Annotated in this window: 14 protein-coding genes; 9 read left to right on the top strand and 5 right to left on the bottom strand. The window is 44.8% G+C overall.

From position 1 onward, the window contains the following. Positions 1–108: 108 nt before the first annotated feature. The 3 genes from A9237_RS20745 to A9237_RS20735 form a co-directional block, all read right to left on the bottom strand. Positions 109–777, bottom strand: coding sequence for an HAD-IA family hydrolase (locus A9237_RS20745; RefSeq protein WP_009704474.1), 669 nt, complete (start codon positions 775–777; stop codon positions 109–111). Positions 778–1,021: 244 nt separating this feature from the next. After that, on the bottom strand, positions 1,022–2,776 hold the full coding sequence (locus tag A9237_RS20740) for an HD domain-containing phosphohydrolase (protein WP_078609481.1): 1,755 nt from the start codon (positions 2,774–2,776) through the stop codon (positions 1,022–1,024). Between the two features lie 71 nt (positions 2,777–2,847). After that, complete coding sequence (locus A9237_RS20735) at positions 2,848–3,357, bottom strand: flavodoxin (protein ID WP_078609479.1); 510 nt, start codon at positions 3,355–3,357, stop codon at positions 2,848–2,850. Positions 3,358–3,570: 213 nt separating this feature from the next. Here A9237_RS20735 and A9237_RS20730 point away from each other — a divergent pair, with 213 nt between their 5' ends. The 4 genes from A9237_RS20730 (at position 3,571) to glgC (ending at position 9,093) form a co-directional block, all read left to right on the top strand. Continuing rightward, entirely contained in the window at positions 3,571–4,044 is a 474-nt protein-coding gene (locus A9237_RS20730) for a CreA family protein (RefSeq protein ID WP_005441905.1), read from the top strand. Positions 4,045–4,174: 130 nt separating this feature from the next. Next, positions 4,175–5,479 carry an inosine/guanosine kinase gene (locus A9237_RS20725; RefSeq protein ID WP_078609477.1) on the top strand — a complete coding sequence of 435 codons (1,305 nt, stop codon included), beginning with the start codon at positions 4,175–4,177 and terminating at the stop codon, positions 5,477–5,479. Between the two features lie 269 nt (positions 5,480–5,748). Further along, on the top strand, positions 5,749–7,497 hold the full coding sequence (locus A9237_RS20720; protein ID WP_078609475.1) for a formate--tetrahydrofolate ligase: 1,749 nt from the start codon (positions 5,749–5,751) through the stop codon (positions 7,495–7,497). Positions 7,498–7,878: 381 nt separating this feature from the next. Continuing rightward, positions 7,879–9,093, top strand: coding sequence for a glucose-1-phosphate adenylyltransferase (gene glgC, locus A9237_RS20715; RefSeq protein WP_078609473.1), 1,215 nt, complete (start codon positions 7,879–7,881; stop codon positions 9,091–9,093). A 99-nt stretch (positions 9,094–9,192) separates the two neighbouring features. On the opposite strand, the gene A9237_RS20710 is transcribed toward glgC, so the two are convergent. Further along, positions 9,193–12,357 (bottom strand): chitinase C-terminal domain-containing protein, encoded by a 3,165-nt coding sequence (locus A9237_RS20710; RefSeq protein ID WP_078609471.1) that lies wholly within the window; start codon positions 12,355–12,357, stop codon positions 9,193–9,195. 277 nt (positions 12,358–12,634) lie between these two features. Continuing rightward, the gene (locus A9237_RS20705; protein WP_078609469.1) at positions 12,635–13,516 is read right to left on the bottom strand and encodes an AraC family transcriptional regulator; all 882 of its coding nucleotides are present in this window, start codon (positions 13,514–13,516) and stop codon (positions 12,635–12,637) included. A 181-nt stretch (positions 13,517–13,697) separates the two neighbouring features. On the opposite strand from A9237_RS20705, the gene A9237_RS20700 reads away from it, so the two are divergent. From A9237_RS20700 to A9237_RS20680, 5 genes are all read left to right on the top strand, one after another. Beyond that, positions 13,698–14,846: an iron-containing alcohol dehydrogenase gene (locus tag A9237_RS20700; protein WP_009704481.1), complete on the top strand. Its 1,149-nt coding sequence runs from the start codon at positions 13,698–13,700 to the stop codon at positions 14,844–14,846. A gap of 267 nt (positions 14,847–15,113) precedes the next feature. After that, positions 15,114–15,752 carry a lysoplasmalogenase gene (locus tag A9237_RS20695; RefSeq protein ID WP_078609467.1) on the top strand — a complete coding sequence of 213 codons (639 nt, stop codon included), beginning with the start codon at positions 15,114–15,116 and terminating at the stop codon, positions 15,750–15,752. A gap of 135 nt (positions 15,753–15,887) precedes the next feature. After that, positions 15,888–16,622 carry an amino acid ABC transporter ATP-binding protein gene (locus A9237_RS20690; RefSeq protein WP_009704483.1) on the top strand — a complete coding sequence of 245 codons (735 nt, stop codon included), beginning with the start codon at positions 15,888–15,890 and terminating at the stop codon, positions 16,620–16,622. A 3-nt stretch (positions 16,623–16,625) separates the two neighbouring features. Continuing rightward, complete coding sequence (locus A9237_RS20685; protein ID WP_009704484.1) at positions 16,626–17,423, top strand: amino acid ABC transporter permease; 798 nt, start codon at positions 16,626–16,628, stop codon at positions 17,421–17,423. Positions 17,424–17,432: 9 nt separating this feature from the next. Further along, positions 17,433–18,251 (top strand): transporter substrate-binding domain-containing protein, encoded by an 819-nt coding sequence (locus A9237_RS20680; RefSeq protein ID WP_038894847.1) that lies wholly within the window; start codon positions 17,433–17,435, stop codon positions 18,249–18,251. Positions 18,252–18,281 lie beyond the last annotated feature (30 nt).

Below are 18,281 nucleotides of genomic sequence, written 5' to 3'. Positions count from 1 at the left end.
CTCTTGCGGGTTTCATACAAAAAACTTTTCTTCCATCCAGTGCTTACATCAAACTCCTTACCTACAAACTAAATTTAAACACATCCATAGTTTGAGTAATATTTGTCACTAAACTGAGCAGCCTAAGAGCTGCTCTTTTAGTTCATCTAGATGAGAAATTTGAATAACACGTTCGTCATCGACCAAGTTAATCGGTGCACCGTTGTATAGTTGTACGGTTTTTATGCCAGCGTTAAGCCCTGCTTCAACGCCTTTAGGCGTATCATCAATGTACAAGCAATCACTTGGTAAAAAGCCCATATTCATTGCGCTGTACATGATCAAGTCTGGTTCAGGCTTCCAGCTGTTGGCGTCAAAAGCAGAAAACACTTTGCCTTTAAACGCATCAAGTAACCCCGTCAACTCAAGCGAGTATTCGATTTTATCTTTTGGTCCATTAGACGCCACACAATACTCAATATTGTGCGAATCTAAAAAGTGGATAAGTCGTTTCGCGCCGTCCATTGGTTTTAAATGACGGACAAACAGCTTCTGCAATTCGTCACGGTATTGCGGCTCTAGTACATCAATCGGAACATTTAAGTTCATCAACTCTTTAGCGTCACGAAGGATATCGGCAAGCTTACCGCCTCTGAAGTGCTCTACGCATTCACTAAAACTCATCTCTGCACCGTATTGGCCAAAGACGTTCACTAAGGCCTGACAACACAGGCGTTCACTGTCTACTAGCGTGCCATCACAATCAAAGATGACACATTTAATATTGTTAATAGCCATACGCCCTTCCCCCCGACGATGAATATCTTAAAGACTTTAGCTGACCAATTTATTTGGCCTTATTGACTTATTTATTTGTACTAAATATGTATCAACATGATAGGTAAGTTTAGAAATGTTTAAACGACAGACTTGGCATTTCGTAGAAATGAGAAAGAGGAATTAATGATTTTCTAAGCAAGATCACCGAATGAAGCCCCTAAATTAAGAAATATGAAACTTCACTCGGTACAAAAGGAAAGGATTAAACTTCGGAATCTGGATATAAATAACGCACTTCTATAAAGTCGTCCAAATTATCCAATAACAATTGGCTCAACGTTGGATCAAAGTGTTTGCCTTTTTCACGCGTAAACAGATCCACAACTTCTTCCACCGTCCAAGCTCGCTTATAACAGCGTTCACTCAGTAAGGCGTCAAAAACATCGGCAATCGCCACAATACGTGCAAAGAGATGAATCTCCTCACCCTTTAGGCCATTCGGATAGCCAGTACCGTCCCAACGCTCATGGTGTTCATGAGCAACAATGGCGGCCAACTTAGTGATTTCGCCTTCACGATTGTTCAGCAATTCGTAACCTTTCACCGTATGGCGCTTCATGATTTCCCATTCGGCCTCATCTAACTTGCCACTTTTGTCCAAGATAGATTCAGGAACCGAAATCTTACCAACGTCATGCATTGGGCTGATGACTTCAATCATCTCAACTTCACGATGGCTTAACCCACAAAATTCAGCCAAGGTCGCTGACAATCTAGCAACACGTTTAACGTGCTGTCCTGTCTCACCAGAGCGCGATTCAATCGCCTCGCCAAGAACGTGAATCATCTCCTTTTGAACGCTCAAGGTGCGCTTTTGTAAGGTCACGATCTTGCGGTTCTTCTGATCGATCACCTTACGCTGGCGAATGGTCATAAACTGACTAACAATGACCAAAGAAAGCAGTACAATCAGTGCACAAGCAAAAAGCAGCAGTTTGATATTAACTTTAACTGCTGGAGGCGGTGCATTGATAATGTGGGCTGATTTAGGAATGTCGTAGCGACTGATCCCATATTTTTGAATGGCCACGAAATCTAATACGGCTTCAGAAATCAATTCGTTCTCGGTTTTGGTCATCGATAGCCCCAACTTGGCAGCCATTAACTCTGCGGCTTCATGACCATATTGCTTCGAACGATTTAAGAATCCACCTAAGATACCCGGTTCTTCTAAGTACATTTCCCACAAGACAAATACAGGCGCAACACTTTTAGCACCAATAACGTGCGCCACTTCTTGGTAAGAATGGTAACGGCCTTGTTCCGCTTCTGTGTTGAAATGGGTCAGCAGCACGGCATCATTTGGGTTGATCTTTGAAAGCCTATCCGCAGCTTCAGCCAAGGGTTCATCCCGAAGCTCAATCAAATGGATTTGAGGAAACTTCTTCATCTCTTCTACAACACGAGCATGAACCAGTTCCGATGTCATGCTTCTGTCGGCGAGATAATACAAGTTCTTTATCTGAGGACGTAGCTTAATGATGAGCTTGATGTTTTCGGTAACTTTATCTTGTTCATACAAGATACTACCGGAAGTGCTTAAAGAGTCTAACGTCGCTTGTGTGTTATTGATGCCAACGGCCACCAAAGGTACAGCGCGCTCGTCGTTTGGTAAGTAGCGTTTAGAAAATTCTAATGCAGCGTCGTCCGAGATGATGATGCCATCAAACTTGTAGTTTTGATATTTAAGCTGCAGATAGTTGGCCATGTTTTGAAAATAGCCATCTGAATGCACACGCTTGGCATCTAGGTATTCGATCGATAGTTTGACTTCGCTGTTGGTCTGCTCAAAGCCCTCTTCGACACCACGTTGAATGTCATTGGTCCATTGGTATGAGGGCTCATACGAATGTAAAACCAGTACTTTTTTGATTTCCCAATCCGTTTGGTCAGCATTGACTGCGGCCGTCCCTAGGCATAAAAATAGAGCCAATAAACGCGTCAAACGCATAACCATGTGTCGCCCAGCCGAGAAAGAATGTTGTTGCACATATTAAATGCCAAATCCCCAACTGGGACCGACATTGATCAATTTTCTACGACTATTGTTTCACACAACTTTTGATCGTCGTTCAATTTTTTCGCCAAATCACACACAAACTGCGATTTATCCAAGTTTTGAGAAACGGTAATGTCAGAAACAAGTGTGTTGCCTTTATATTGGCTAACAATTGCAGCAGCTAAAGCCTCGCCTTCTTTAAAACCGACATAAAGCTCAAACTCAGGCGTCAAAATGATCTGAGTTAAGTATTCGACGATCATTTCTTGCTCGTGCTTATCCGACCAACGTTGTGACTGTAGAATCGAAAACATCACAGTAAGCCTATGAAAATCAACAAGGAAGATGTCATCCCCTGTTAACTCTTGCCCGTTTTCTAAAAGCGTAGTTTTATCGACAGTATCGTAGGTTAAAGCGTCGAGCATACGAGTATAGATGGCTCGCCCTTCAATGCTTTCTTTAGTAGGAAATTCGACTTCTACTAAATCATGCAACCACGCATTTTTTCTGTTGATGCTTTCTAATTGTTGTTGGTTCATTTTCTTACCTTAAGCGCTGCAAGCCTAGTGTTTTACAGCGAATGAAAAACAGGACTTTGATTAGAAATGTAGGCGTCATCTGTTCTGGAGCGGTACATTAGCATGAAGCCTCTTACAAACCTAGCTAAACTCCTGAGGTAACGCCAAATTTTGTTTTAAGTGTGTGCGTCTGATAAATTGAACTAATAAATTAGCCTAATTAAGGGATGAAAAATGAAGAAAAGCTTGCTTGCTTTGGGTTTGGTAACCGTTCTGGCTGGGTGTAGTGATAATGAAGTTGGTGACGTATCACTGGGTATGTTTACAATGAAAGACATCAAAATCGGCCACCTACAAGACGAAGTCGTGACGGGTGTAACTTGTCATATTGCTTCTATCGAGGCGAATTTAAGCTTGTCTGATCCAAGTGACAGTTCTATCTCATGTCGTCAAACAGGTGACATCACGCCAGAGATGATTGCTAAGATTGATAAAAGCAAATCTGGTGAAGTCGTCTTCAAGAAGTCAAAAAGCATCTTCTTCAAGACCATGAAAGTACGTCGCATCTACGATCCAGAAAACCAAACATTGCTTTACTTGTCTTACACAACCAAAGAGACGGAAGGCAGTTTCAAACATAGCTTATCAACTGTTCCTCTATATGGCACAAAAGCTTATGTGGAACCGACTGTAACACCTACAAATTAACCCCAATTTGTGTGTAAAAACAGCAGCCCGTTGAATTTTTCAGCGGGCAAATTTCTTTGCAAGAAAACGGAACGATTTTCAAAATTTTGTGATACAATCCCGCCTCTTTTTTTCTCACTCAAGAACAAGCATGAAGTTTCCTGGTCAGCGAAAATCTAAACACTACTTTCCAACTCACGCTCGAGATCCATTAGTAAACCAAATTCGACAAGCACCGAAATTGTACCGCCCTACGGTCGTTGGTGTGGGTCAAACCATCGTAGATATCGAAGCGCGCGTAGATGATGCGTTTTTAGAAAAATACAACCTAAGTAAAGGACATTCTCTCGTTCTTGAAGAGAGCAAAGCGGACGCACTGTACGAAGAGCTAGTAGAGCAAGGTCTGATTACTCACCAATACCCAGGTGACACTATCGGGAACACACTTCATAACTACTCCGTGCTTGCGGACAGCAAATCAGTGCTACTCGGCGTTATGTCAAAGAACATTCAAGTTGGTTCTTTCGCTTACCGTTACCTGTGCCGTACCTCTTCTCGTATGAACCTAAACCACCTACAAACCGTAGATGGTCCAATTGGTCGTTGTTACACGTTGATCACTCACGATGGCGAACGTACTTTCGCGATCAACGAAGGTCACATGAACAAACTCTCTCCTGAGAGCATTCCAGAAGAAGTATTTACCAAAGCATCTGCTCTGGTTGTTTCTTCTTACCTAATGCGTGGTAAAGAAGAAGATCAAATGCCTCAAGCAGTTCAACGTGCGATTGAGTTTGCTAAGAAGCACGAGGTCCCTGTAGTACTGACGCTTGGTACTAAGTATGTGATCGAAGGCAACGCTGAATGGTGGCAAGAGTACATTCGCGAGAACGTATCTGTTGTTGCAATGAATGAAGAAGAAGGCGCAGCACTGACTGGCGAAGGCGATCCACTTGCAGCAGCGAATAAAGCACTGGAGTGGGTAGATCTAGTTCTTTGTACTGCAGGTCCTGACGGTCTTTACATGGCGGGTTACACTGATGAGGAAGTGAAACGCGAAACGACGCACGATATTCTTGAAGGCTCTATTGAAGAGTTCAACAAGTTTGAGTTTAGCCGTGCAATGCGTAAAGACGATTGCCAAAACCCAATGAAAGTGTACTCACACATTGGCCCTTACCTTGGTGGTCCACTTGAGATCAAGAACACCAACGGTGCAGGTGATGCAGCATTGTCAGCGCTTCTGCACGACATGGCGGCGAACTCGTTCCACCATAAAGAAGTGCCAAACTCTGAAAAACACGAAGTACGCTGCCTAACTTACTCTTCTCTATCTCAGATTTGTAAGTACGCAAACCGTGTGAGCTACGAGGTGTTAATTCAGCACTCTCCTCGCCTATCACGAGCACTACCAGAGCGTGAAGATAGCCTAGAAGAAACCTATTGGGATCGCTAAGAACCAAGTACTTAGAGCAATAAATATGCGAAGGTCACCATTTGGCGGCCTTTTTGTTTTGATCTAGCGCAGTAATTAGTGTTTTTTGTTATGATGTAGCGCAGTAATTAGTGTTTTTTGTTATGATGTAGCACGCTAAGGCGCACGAACTGCTTTACACCTCGTTTTTTACCAGTATTATTCCCGCGCAAACGTTTGCGCAACTCTTGCTAAGTCTTTTGCTTGCTTGATGTTGAACGCCACGTGTTAGCCATTTTTTTGGAGTATCCATGCAGTCTGATATTGAAATTTGCCGAAACACACCGTTGTCTTCTATCGCTACCGTCGCTGCCAATGCCGGTCTTTTACCACAAGAGTTCGATACACACGGAAAACACAAAGCTAAAGTTCATCCCCAATGTCTTGATCGCTTAAACGCAAATCAAGACGGCAAGTTGGTGTTGGTTACTGCAATTACACCTACCCCTCTGGGTGAAGGTAAAACCGTAACCACAATCGGCCTTTCTCAAGGTTTATCTAAGATAAACCAATCTGTTATGGCGTGTATCCGTCAACCATCAATGGGGCCAGTCTTTGGTGTCAAAGGTGGCGCTGCAGGTGGTGGTTACTCCCAAGTTGCACCAATGGATGAGTTAAACCTACATCTCACTGGTGATATTCATGCGGTAACAGCGGCACATAACTTGGCTTCAGCCGCATTAGATGCTCGCCTTTATCATGAACAACGTGAAGGCTACGAAGCCTTCGAAACACGTACTGGCTTAAAAGCGCTAAAAATCAACGTCGAACGAATCACTTGGAAGCGCGTGATGGACCATAACGACCGTGCACTACGCATGGTTAAGATTGGTCTCAATGAAGAAGGCAAAACTATCAACGGCTTTGAACGTGAAGAAGGTTTTGATATCTCTGCCGCTTCTGAGCTAATGGCGATACTCGCTTTAGCTAAAGACTTAAAAGATTTGCGTCAACGCATTGGCCGTATCGTCGTGGCTTACAACTTAGACGGCCTTCCAGTGACAACTGAAGACTTACAAGTTGCCGGAGCAATGGCGGTTACACTAAAAGAGACGATTGCACCAACTTTGATGCAAACACTAGAAGGTGTGCCAACCCTGATCCACGCGGGTCCATTTGCGAACATCGCTCACGGTAACTCTTCTATCATCGCAGACCAAATTGCATTGAAACTCTCTAGTTACGTTGTCACTGAGGCAGGTTTTGGCTCAGACATGGGGTTCGAGAAAGCATGTAACATTAAAGCGTCTGCAGCGGGTCGTGCACCAGATTGTGTCGTGATTGTCGCTACGTTACGTGGTTTAAAAGCAAACTCAGGTCACTATGATTTACGCCCGGGTATGGCCATTCCAGATTCAATTTTTAATCCGGACCAAGCGGCACTTGAAGCAGGGTTTGAAAACTTAAAGTGGCACATTAACAATGTCCACAAATACGGTATCCCAGCGGTGGTTGCCATCAACCAATTCCCACAAGATTCTCAGAAAGAATTGGCAGCGCTTAAGGCGTTGATTCACGAATTTAACCCGGAAGTTAAGGTGGCCGTCAGTACAGCATTTGGTCAAGGTGGTGAAGGAGCCGTAGAACTAGCGCAACACGTTGTTGAAACGTGTGAACAAGCTTCTGATTTCCGTCCTCTTTACCGCAAAGAGCAAACTCTAAAAGAGAAACTCATGGCCGTTTGCGAAGCGGGTTACGGCGCTGCAAACATTGAAATGAGTGAACTCGCGACACAACAGCTAAAGCACTTTGAACAATTGGGCTTTGATGAACTAGCGGTATGCATTGCGAAAACGCCGCTCTCCATTACCACTGATTCAGCTGTAAAAGGAGCGCCAAGTGGCTTTAGCGTTCCTATTCGTGAGCTACGTTTATGTGCAGGCGCGGGTTTTGTTTACGCGCTTTCAGGTAATGTTATGACCATGCCTGGTTTACCGGATAAACCCGCGTTCATGAACCTCGATCTTGACGATCAAGGCAATATTATCGGTCTTTCATAGTGTGAAACGTTTATCTCAAACAAACAGGAGCCATGGTGCTCCTGTTTTCATTTTAAAAGACCGCTAATTTATTGTTTTTAAAACCCTTTACACTGTAAACTGAAACCACCAAATTAAAGTATTTACTTTATTTCACCAATTCGGTGCAGCAACAATTTCCTCACTCCCTAATATAGTGCAATAAATAATGCACCACCTTTAAAGAGCGTTGATTTTATTAATAAAATCCAATGGCTCGAATCTTGTACTACGTTATATAGCACTAACATTTATAAGTTCAAAGGACACTCAACAACGTCACTCGAAAGCCACCAGCAGTTGGCTAACTCCTCAGGCTTTAAGTTGCTTTCGATGTACGTAACATAAGGGAAAGGGAACATTATGCAAGACGCACTCGCAGTAATCTTAGCTGGCGGTATGGGATCAAGGTTGAGCCCTCTTACCGATGATAGAGCCAAACCAGCTGTTCCATTTGGCGGTAAATATCGCATCATTGATTTCACACTAACTAATTGTCTTCATTCAGGTTTAAGAAAGATTTTAGTGTTAACTCAATACAAATCGCACTCGCTGCAAAAGCACTTGCGAGATGGTTGGTCGATCTTCAATCCCGAACTTGGTGAATACATCACTGCAGTTCCACCTCAAATGCGCAAAGGTGGTGCATGGTATGAAGGCACGGCAGATGCCATTTACCACAACATGTGGCTGTTATCTCGAAATGACGCTAAGTATGTCGTCGTTCTGTCCGGTGACCACATTTATCGCATGGACTACGCAGCAATGCTGGAAGAGCACAAAGAAAACGGCGCGAAGTTAACGGTCGCATGTATGGATGTGCCTGTCGAAGAAGCAACTGCGTTTGGCGTAATGGGCATTAAAGAGAACGGTTTAGTCGAGTCCTTTGTCGAGAAGCCTAAGAACCCACCTACTCTTCCTAACGATCCAACGCAGAGTCTAGCGTCTATGGGGATTTACATCTTCGATATGGACGTTTTGCAAGATGCGCTTGAAGAGGACGCAAAACTCGAAGATTCAAGTCACGACTTTGGCAAAGACATCATTCCAAAACTCATCGATACTCAATCGGTTTATGCTTACAAATTCTGTGGTAGTAAAGGACGTGTAGACAAAGACTGTTACTGGCGCGATGTCGGTACCATTGATTCTTTCTATGAAGCCAATATGGACTTGTTAGAACCCGTCCCACCAATGAACTTATACCAACCAAACTGGGCGATTCGCACCTACGAAGCTCAGTTTCCACCAGCAAGAACGGTATCTTCTGCGACTGGTAATGAAGGTATTTTCATTAACTCCATCATTGCAAACGGCGTAATCAACTCAGGCGGTTCAGTCCAACACTCGGTTATTGCATCGAATGTGCGTATCTATGATAGCGCGACAGTAGTCGATAGTATTATCTTTGACGATGTCGAAGTTGGTGAAGGTTGTCAGTTGGTAAGTTGTATCATCGATAAACATGTTCGCATCCCGCCGCACACTCAAATCGGCATAAACAAAATTGAAGACGCAAAACGATTCCATGTGTCAGAAAAAGGCATTGTTGTGATTCCTGAAGGCTACGAGTTCTAACCTTTGCACTTAGCTAGTCGTCATGGCAATTCCCACAAATGCACCAAATAAAAAGCGCGCGATGTGAATCGCGCGCTTTTACTATCCAACTAATCTGGATTAGACATTACATACTGTCGACCAGCTACCATCGCTACCCGGTTCTGATGCAGTCCACCAGTTCGCTTGATACACCACACCATTGTGAATCACTTTATCACCTTGGTTAGCGTGGCTTGGGTTACCTTGCCAATCTGTTTGCGGAAGATCTGGGTAAGTAACTAGACCCGTCGTATCACATGTACCCGGCTCAGTACCACCGCCGCCGCCAGTACCAGAGTTTAGGTCGCCAATTGGTAGGTCTGGTTGTTCAAACTTGAACGCAAACTCTTTACCGCCAGAAATTACCGTGTAGTTAGCTGGGCCAGAGATTGGTAGGTAGTAAACCATATCAAGTTCGTAAGTGCCGCCCGCTGGTAGGTCTTTCCATGCTGGTAGCGAGAAAGATACGCGGTGCATTACGCCATCCAAACCACCAATGTTGTTCGCACGAGTATGACCAGAAGCAATCACACTTAGACCGCCGCCAGACTGATCTTTCGCGTTATCCGGAGCAGATACAGGAATATCGAACTGGAATTCTGTACCACCAGGAATCGCTTGACCCGTGTTGTTTGTGAACGTGATCTTAGGGTTGATTGGGTAGTTTTGGTCACCAACTTTGAAACCACCAACACTAACAGCAATGTCTACAGCTTCGGTTGGGATTGCGCCAGTTGCGATCTTGTTACCGTAAGGCGTTGCAGACTTAAACTTATCGTAAATTGCTTTAGTCATAGTGTTACCCATGTGGTATTCACCATTGCCCGCAGCACAAGCTTGTTCTGTTGCATCAATCGTCGTACGGTTGCCGTTCGCGTCTAATACGTAACAGTTATAGTCACCTGCTAACTCCCAGAACATGATACCGCCGATCTCTTTGTCGATAACATAGTCCGCTTTCACTTCAACAGATGCTTTGTCTTCTGTTGATAGGAATACGCTCTTCTCTGCATTCCATAGCCAAGGGGCTACAGCAACATCATCGTAATGACGCGTGTAAGAACCGACAAACTTATCGGAAGGATCATTTACAGGGTCAAGACCATAAGCTTGAGCGTAAGAACCCCAAATGCCTTTCTCTAGGTTCTTCGCGTGCCACATTGGGTTTGAACCTGCACCCATCTCGTTGCCTTTAGGGTCAGTATCATGCCACATGTTATCGATACCGATAGCACCGTGACCACAGTTGTTCTTCTCACCTTCGCCAGTACCTGGAGCACACTCTGATTGATTAGGGAGTGCCGCGCGGCCCCATAAACCGTTATCACCACCAGTTACGCCTTGCCAACCACGGGTGTAGTAAGGCACACCAATGTTAATACGACCTGCCGGCATAGAACCACGGAAGTAATGGTAAGCCCAGTCAGTGTTCAAGTAACCAATACCGCCGTAAGCAGCCGTGCCGTACACGTTCCATTGAGCAAGCTCAGAGTCTTTACCCGTATCGAACAATGCCGCGTTGTGGCCAACGTGATCGTTCCAAGCACCATGCAAATCGTAAGTCATGATGTTCACGTAATCGAGGTACTTAGTGACGTCGAACGTTTCCATACCACGCAATAGGTAACCTGAAGAAGGCGCTGCGATAGTCAGCATGTAGTGGATGCCATCTTGCGCAGACGCCGCATCCAATTTCTCACGCAGAACTTTCATTAGCTCTTGGTAAGAAGCCCATAGGTATGGACGACGTGGTTCCATAAAGTCTTTATCGTAAGGGTTACCAGCACCCGCCATTGATGTTGGGTACTCGTAGTCGATGTCTAGGCCGTCGAACTTGTAAGTACGCATCATTTCAACAGCAGACGTTGCAAACTTCTCGATACCCGCATGGTTAATAGAACCATCTGCGTTGGTCGTCATGGTGTAGAAACCACCGTCAGCAACGCGGTTGCCGTCAGCACCGAAGTGACCACCTGTTTCGGCCCAACCACCAATTGAAATCAGCGTTTTAACGTCATGTTTTTGCTTGTAAGTTGCTAGCGCACCGAAGTGACCTTTAAAGCCTAACGCAGGATCAACTTCAACACCCGGCCAAGTTTTACCTGTTGCAGGGTTCGTTGGATCTGTCACATCACCCACGTTTACTTTGCCGTCTGAACCAATACTGACGAACGCGTAGTTAATGTGTGTAAGTTGATCCCAAGGAATGTCTTTGACTAAGTAAGCGGCTTGTGGGTCATCACCACTACGCCAGCTAGTGAAGTAACCGATCACACGACGAGGGTGATCTGCACCCATTAACTCACGACCTTCTTCATCGTAAATTGTACAGTAAGGAACATCGACACCAGCCGTTTGGTATAGACCGTCAGGACGACAGTTCGATGTAATTGCACCGCCATTTACTGTTAGAGATACAAGAGAAGAATCAGTCGTTGCGCCTGCATCGTCTGTCGCTTTCGCGTAAATAGAGACACTGCCCGCCTGTGCTGGCGTGAAATCTACCGCGTATGGTGCTGTCGTTGCTGTACCAACAAGAGAACCGGCAGCGAAGAATTCAACTTTCGCCACTGTACCATCTGCATCAGCGGCATTTGCTGTAACGGTAACTGTCGCGCCTAGTTCAACAGAAGTCGCTGAAAGAGCGACATCGACAGTCGGCGCTTCATTACCCGGTTGACCCGCGTTTACTGTTAGCGTTACGGCACTCGCAACACTCACAGCGTTTTTATCATCATACGCTTTAGTCGAGAATTCGTGCGCACCTTCAGTCGCCGTCCATGAAGCAGTGAAAGGTGCTGCGGTAGAGGTACCGACTAATGCGCCATCAACAAAGAATTCAACCTTACTAATTGAACCATCCGTGTCAGCAGCGTCTGCGGCAAGATTTACAACATCTCCAACAGTGATAGAAGCCGATGCACTAGGCGATGTTAATGTCACAGTAGGTACTTCATTAACTGGAGGATCTACAGGGCCAGTGCCACTACAAGCACCTAGATTTTCCCACTCACCCCATTCACCTGCTTGCGCTGGATTATTGTTTTGAGTCCAGTAGCGCGCTTTATAAGCGTTACCTTCATGCTGAACTTGGTCACCGCCGTTATAAACCTTCGACGAATCCCAAACTTCTAGAGGTGCACAATCAACCGCTGCATAGCTGTTGAAGGCCATTAGACAAGACGCAGTTAATGTACTGAGTGTAAAGGCACTCTTCACTGCTTTCCCACTTCTAAGGTGCATATTGCTCTTCCTTAAGTTATTGTTAATACAATACAAAATACGCTTAACTAACACGTATAGTTACTTTTGTTTCGACGTAAAATAACTTAAGTACAAGTGCAGCATTTCACACTATGTATTTATAAATTTTCAGCAGCACCTCTCAAGAATCCACTAAATGATTGCAACAATTAACACCTTATTTTGCACCAACAACTAATTTCATTACCCAAATAAATATGTCGATCGCAATTTATTAAAAAAGACAAAAAAAGTCCTACTTTTGAAATAAAGATCACTAAGCCTTTGTTGATCTGGGTGTTTCGTTGAAGTGTCGCTTGTACTCTCGACTGAACTGTGATGGGCTGCTGTAACCCACAAGGCGCGCAGCATCGTTCACTCGGCGACCTTCTAACTGTATCAATTCGCGTGCTTTGTTTAAACGCACCTTTTTGATGTATTGCAAAGGCGACTCTAGAGTCACACTTCTAAACGCTTGGTGGAATGCAGAGACACTCATGTTCGCTTCTTCAGCCAAGGTTTGTACATTGAGTTGTTCGTGGTATTCCTGATGAACGCGGTTTAGTGCTTTTGCTACCCTCGCGTAAGAACCTTCTTGGTGTGCGAGCTCAAACAGTACATGACCGGATTCGCTCACCAGCGTGCGATACACAATTTCTTCTAACAGCATGTCACCGAGCATTGCGACTTCAAGATCGCTACATAATGCCGTCATAAGGCGCTTGCACGCATCCAACATTTGGTCGTTCATGCGTACCGATTTCAACCCACAGCGAGTGTCATCCTCACAAACATTCCTGAAGCGTTGCGATTCCAACTTCTTGACCAGCTTTTGCAGCATGGCGGGAGAAATGTCGATTGAGATGCCCAATAAAGGCTCATCGTCAACAGCAATCGCTTCACACTCAAGTGGCATGGGTACACCGACAACCAAATAGTCATCTGGGCCATAACGCACTGGTGTTTGGCCAATGTGAATGTTCTTGTAGCCTTGTCCTAAAACAATGATGCCAGACTGGTACACAAACGGTTGACGATTGTTCCCTTTGCTACTGCGGTAGAACCATACCCCGTCAATGGCGGTTTCTTTGATGCCCTCTAAATCGTCTAAACCAAATTTAGTGGCGTATTGCTGCATGATCTCAGCAAGTGTCTTCATCTTGTCACTCCAATAGTTATGCACGCACTATACTTGGAGTTCTGATTACAGTTCCAGCATAAGAAACGCATATTTGTAGAAATAGGCAATAAATTTGCAGAAATCGGCCTACTCGTTCTCACAAACGCGTACTAATATGCATGTATTCACTCTCCTCACATTGGAAGCAAGAGGTCTAATAATGAACTTTTCATACGTCAACCCAACTCAAATCTTCTTCGGCCAAGGCCAAATCGCAGCAATCAAAGAAGCGATCCCTGCCGATCAAAAAGTGCTCGTTATCTACGGTGGTGGTTCTATTAAAAAGAACGGTGTATACGACCAAGTAGCACAAGCATTAGAAGGCCGTGAATGGCTTGAGTTTTCAGGTGTAGAGCCAAACCCAACAAAAGAGACGCTAGATAAAGCGGTTGCTATCGTAAAAGAGCAAAACGTTGACTTTATCCTGGCTGTTGGTGGTGGTTCAGTTATCGATGGTTCTAAGTACGTTGCAGCATCTGCAAAATACGACGGTGACGGTTGGGACATCATGGTAGGCAAACATCAAGTAACAGAAGCAACGCCGCTTGCTGCGATTCTTACTTTGCCTGCAACAGGTTCTGAGTCAAACATGGGCGCAGTAATCACTAAGAAAGAAACCCAAGACAAATTGGCATTTCTAGCGCCTGCTGTTCAACCAAAATTTGCTGTGCTTGATCCAGACGTAATGAAAACCCTACCAGAGCGTCAGCTTATCAACGGCCTAGTTGATGCGTGGGTGCACGTATGTGAGCAATACCTAACACTGCCAACTGGTGCAATGGTTCAAGACGGTTACGCAGAAGCGCTACTTAAAAACCTAAAAGTACTGGGTGATCAGTTCGCGGAGCGCGATAACGACCAATGGCGTGCGAACCTAATGTGGACAGCAAACCAAGCATTGAACGGTCTAATCGGTAGCGGCGTGCCTCAAGATTGGGCAACGCACATGATTGGCCACGAGCTGACTGCACTATGGCACGTAGACCACGCTCGTTCACTAGCGATCATTCAACCATCTCTACTTCGCAACCAAATGGAATTCAAACGTCCTAAGCTTGAGCAAATGGGTCGTAACGTATTTGGGTTGGCAGAAGGTGAAGATTTGGCAGAACGCACAATCCAATCGATTGAAGCTTTCTACCATCAGCTAGAAGTCGCGACTCAACTTGAAGGTTACGGTGATGACCGTCAAGCAGCTATCGATGCTGTGATTGATCAACTGAACAAACACGGCATGACGGTTCTTGGCGAAAACCAAGCAATCGACCTAGAAAACAGCCGTAAAATTCTAGAACTTGCCGTTGCATAACGACTCGATCTATTAAATTACTGCCTTTTTTGACGGCATTGTGTCTACGCGGATACAATGCCGTTTTTTTATGTTAATTTAGCGCAACATTGACAACTCGATAAATATTGAACTTTTCTGCAAGAAAACTAACAAATAAGCGATGGTTCGATGTTGTTATGTAAGCCGATGACCAAAAACAAACCAAGTGCTTACTATTCGAAGTGTCATTTTTTAGCTTGCTCATAAAAAGATGAGCGTTTAGTCGTCTATTCAAGAGTTATTCGTATGTGGCTGATTGTCATAGCTTGTGCGTTCATACATATCATCAGTATTAAGACTGGCCCAAAGTGGCTATTCTTTTTGACCAAACCGCTTCCGATCGTCGCCATGATTGGAATGCTACTCCTATCACCTTCAAATCACCTTCCCTACACTCAGTGGATCATCGCCGGTCTGTCAATTTCGCTTATCGGTGACTTAGTCATGATGCACCCGAAAGACAAGTTCATACTCGGTATTAAGCTATTTTGCCTAGCATTAATTTGTTACGCCTTGGGCTTCATTAATATGGCAGCCTGGCACTTTACACCTTGGTTGCCTTTTGCCGTGTTCGGCGTCGGCCTCTGCGCTTATTTCTTCTTTAAACCCGATTTGGGGAAAGAGAAATGGTCTGTCGCCAGTTACATCTTCGTCCTCATGGCCATGTTGTGGATGTCGATGGAATACTATGCCAGTGGTAAAACCCAATCTTCCGCATTTGCAGTTTTAGGCAGCTTTGTCTTTACTTTATCCGGTGCGGTTTTGGCGTTTGAACGCTTCGGTGGCACGTCGATTTTCTCTCGACAAGTTGTCATGACCACCTACTATTCCGCTCAATATTTAATCACGACGTCCGTGTTCGCCATAGTGATCCGTTTCCTCTAAAACTGACTATATTATCGGTTAGTTTTATCACGAGTTATTTGCTCACCAGTTGGACAGTTTATGCTTGATTAACAGGTGCAATACGGTTAATAACTTGTTATTGTAGAAAGAAATTTATTCTAAAAGTTGGCAGCCTTGAAAGAGAAAAATATCGTTGTTGAGTTCAGCGGCGTAAACAAGTGGTATGGTGAATATCACGCCCTCAAAGACATTAATTTTTCAGTACATACCGGTGAAATCGTTGTTGTTTGTGGCCCTTCCGGTTCAGGTAAATCAACACTCATTCGTTGTATCAACCACTTAGAATCCATCCAAGAAGGTGAACTCAGCGTCTTCGAACAACCAGCCGATTCCAAAGCTCAAAAACCTGGCAAAGTCGGCATGGTGTTCCAGCACTTTCATCTGTTTCCACATCTTACTGTGTTAGAAAACCTCACTCTTGCTCCGATCCGCACGTTAAAGCTATCCAAACAGGAAGCCGAAGAACGTGCAATGCATTATCTCAAGCGTGTGAACATCGAAGAACAAGCCAATAAGTATCCAATTCAACTTTCTGGTGGTCAGCAGCAACGTGTTGCTATCGCGCGTTCCCTTTGCATGGAACCCGACCTACTGCTGTTTGATGAACCGACTTCGGCGCTCGACCCTGAGATGATCAACGAAGTGCTAGACGTGATGGTGGAACTGGCACAAAGCGGCATGACCATGATTTGTGTGACGCACGAAATGGGCTTTGCTAAGAAAGTGGCGAATCGAGTGGTGTTTATGGATGAAGGTGAAATCATTGAGATGAACTCCCCGGTAGCCCTTTTCGAAACACCGCAGCATCCACGTACCCAAGCGTTTTTGAATCAGATTCTGAGCTACTAGCCTATGGTAATTCGAATCCTAAAACCTGTTTTACAAGCCATATTACAAATCGCCATTCTTTTGATAGCGATCGTGTGGGTACTCGATTCCGGCGCACAAGCGATGGGGTACCAATGGCAATGGGAGCGCGTACCCGATTACATCGCCTTTTACGAAGATGGTGAGTGGTGGCCAGCGGAATTGGTCGACGGTCTTATCGTCACCTTAAAGATTTCGGCCATCAGTCTTTTCTTCACATTAGTGATAGGCTTCGTCACCGCACTATTACGACTCAGCAACTCCAAAGTTGGTAACGCGATCGGTACCGCTTATGTCGAGTTGATTCGCAATACCCCATTGCTGGTGCAAATCTACCTACTCTACTTCGTGTTTGGCCCAGTTATTGGGTTAGATAGATTCAGTACCGCTGTTTTAGCACTGTCACTATTCCAAGGTGCTTATACCGCAGAAATCTTCCGTGCGGGCTTAAACAGCATTCCAAAAGGTCAGTTTGAAGCAGCCAAAACCTTAGGTTTATCACCGTTGTTTGCCTACAAAGACGTGATTCTTCCGCAGGTACTTCAACGCACTTTGCCACCCTTGACTAACGAAGTGGTGTCACTGATTAAGAACTCTTCAATCGTCAGTGTGATGGCAATATTCGACCTAACAACCGAGGCGAGAAACATCGTATCTGAGACGGCGATGCCGTTTGAGATTTGGTTTACTGTGGCAGCAATCTATCTTGCTCTCACATTATCACTTTCTGGCTTATCCGCTTGGCTAGAACACAAACTAGGAGCCAGTTGGCGCAAATTATAAGGAGATAACATGAAGTTATTCAAAGCGACCATTACTGCATTATTAGGGCTTGCAATTGCTTTACCTTCATTAGCCAATGAAGAAGCAGCGACACCAAACGTTGATCAAATCAAAGAGCGTGGCACGCTGCGCGTTGGTATGTCGACATTTGTGCCTTGGGCAATGCGTAATAAACAAGGTGAGTTGATTGGTTTTGAAATCGATGTGGCGAAGCGCCTCGCAGCGGATACAGGCTTAAAAGTTGAGTTTGTACCGACAGCGTGGGATGGCATCATCCCTGCTCTTCTTGCTAAGAAATTCGACGTAATCATTGGCGGCATGTCGATTACGCCAGAACGTTCAAAGAGCGTATTGTTTACTGAACCTTACTCGCACTCAGGCGTTCAAGTAGCAGCAAACAAAGAGCTAGCGGCGGGCTTTAGTGAGTTTTCAGACTTTGACTCTCGCCGTGTGAAAATTGCTGCTCGTCGTGGTGCGTTCACTGTGCAAGTAGCGCGTGAGACTTTCCCTAAAGCGAAGATCCTTCAGTTTGATGACGATGCACAAGCATTCCAAGAAGTATTGAACGGCAACGCACACGCTGTTATTGCATCAAGCCCGAAACCGGAACATGAAGCGATCAAGCATGCTGACAAACTGTTCATTCCATTTACTGAGCGACTATCCAAAGGTAATGAGGCATTCGCAGTTCGCCTAGGCGAAGAAGATAAAAAAGCCTTCTTCAACGAGTGGATTGAAGCTCGTACTCAAGACGGTTGGCTAGATGAGCGTTACGAATACTGGTTCTCAACGCTAGATTGGCAAGACCAAGTTGCACAAGGTCAATAACCTTAATCGTCGTAATAATTAATAACACCG

This window comes from Vibrio owensii, assembly GCF_002021755.1.
GTDB lineage: Bacteria > Pseudomonadota > Gammaproteobacteria > Enterobacterales > Vibrionaceae > Vibrio > Vibrio owensii.
This window is presented reverse-complemented; position numbering and strand designations above follow the sequence as displayed.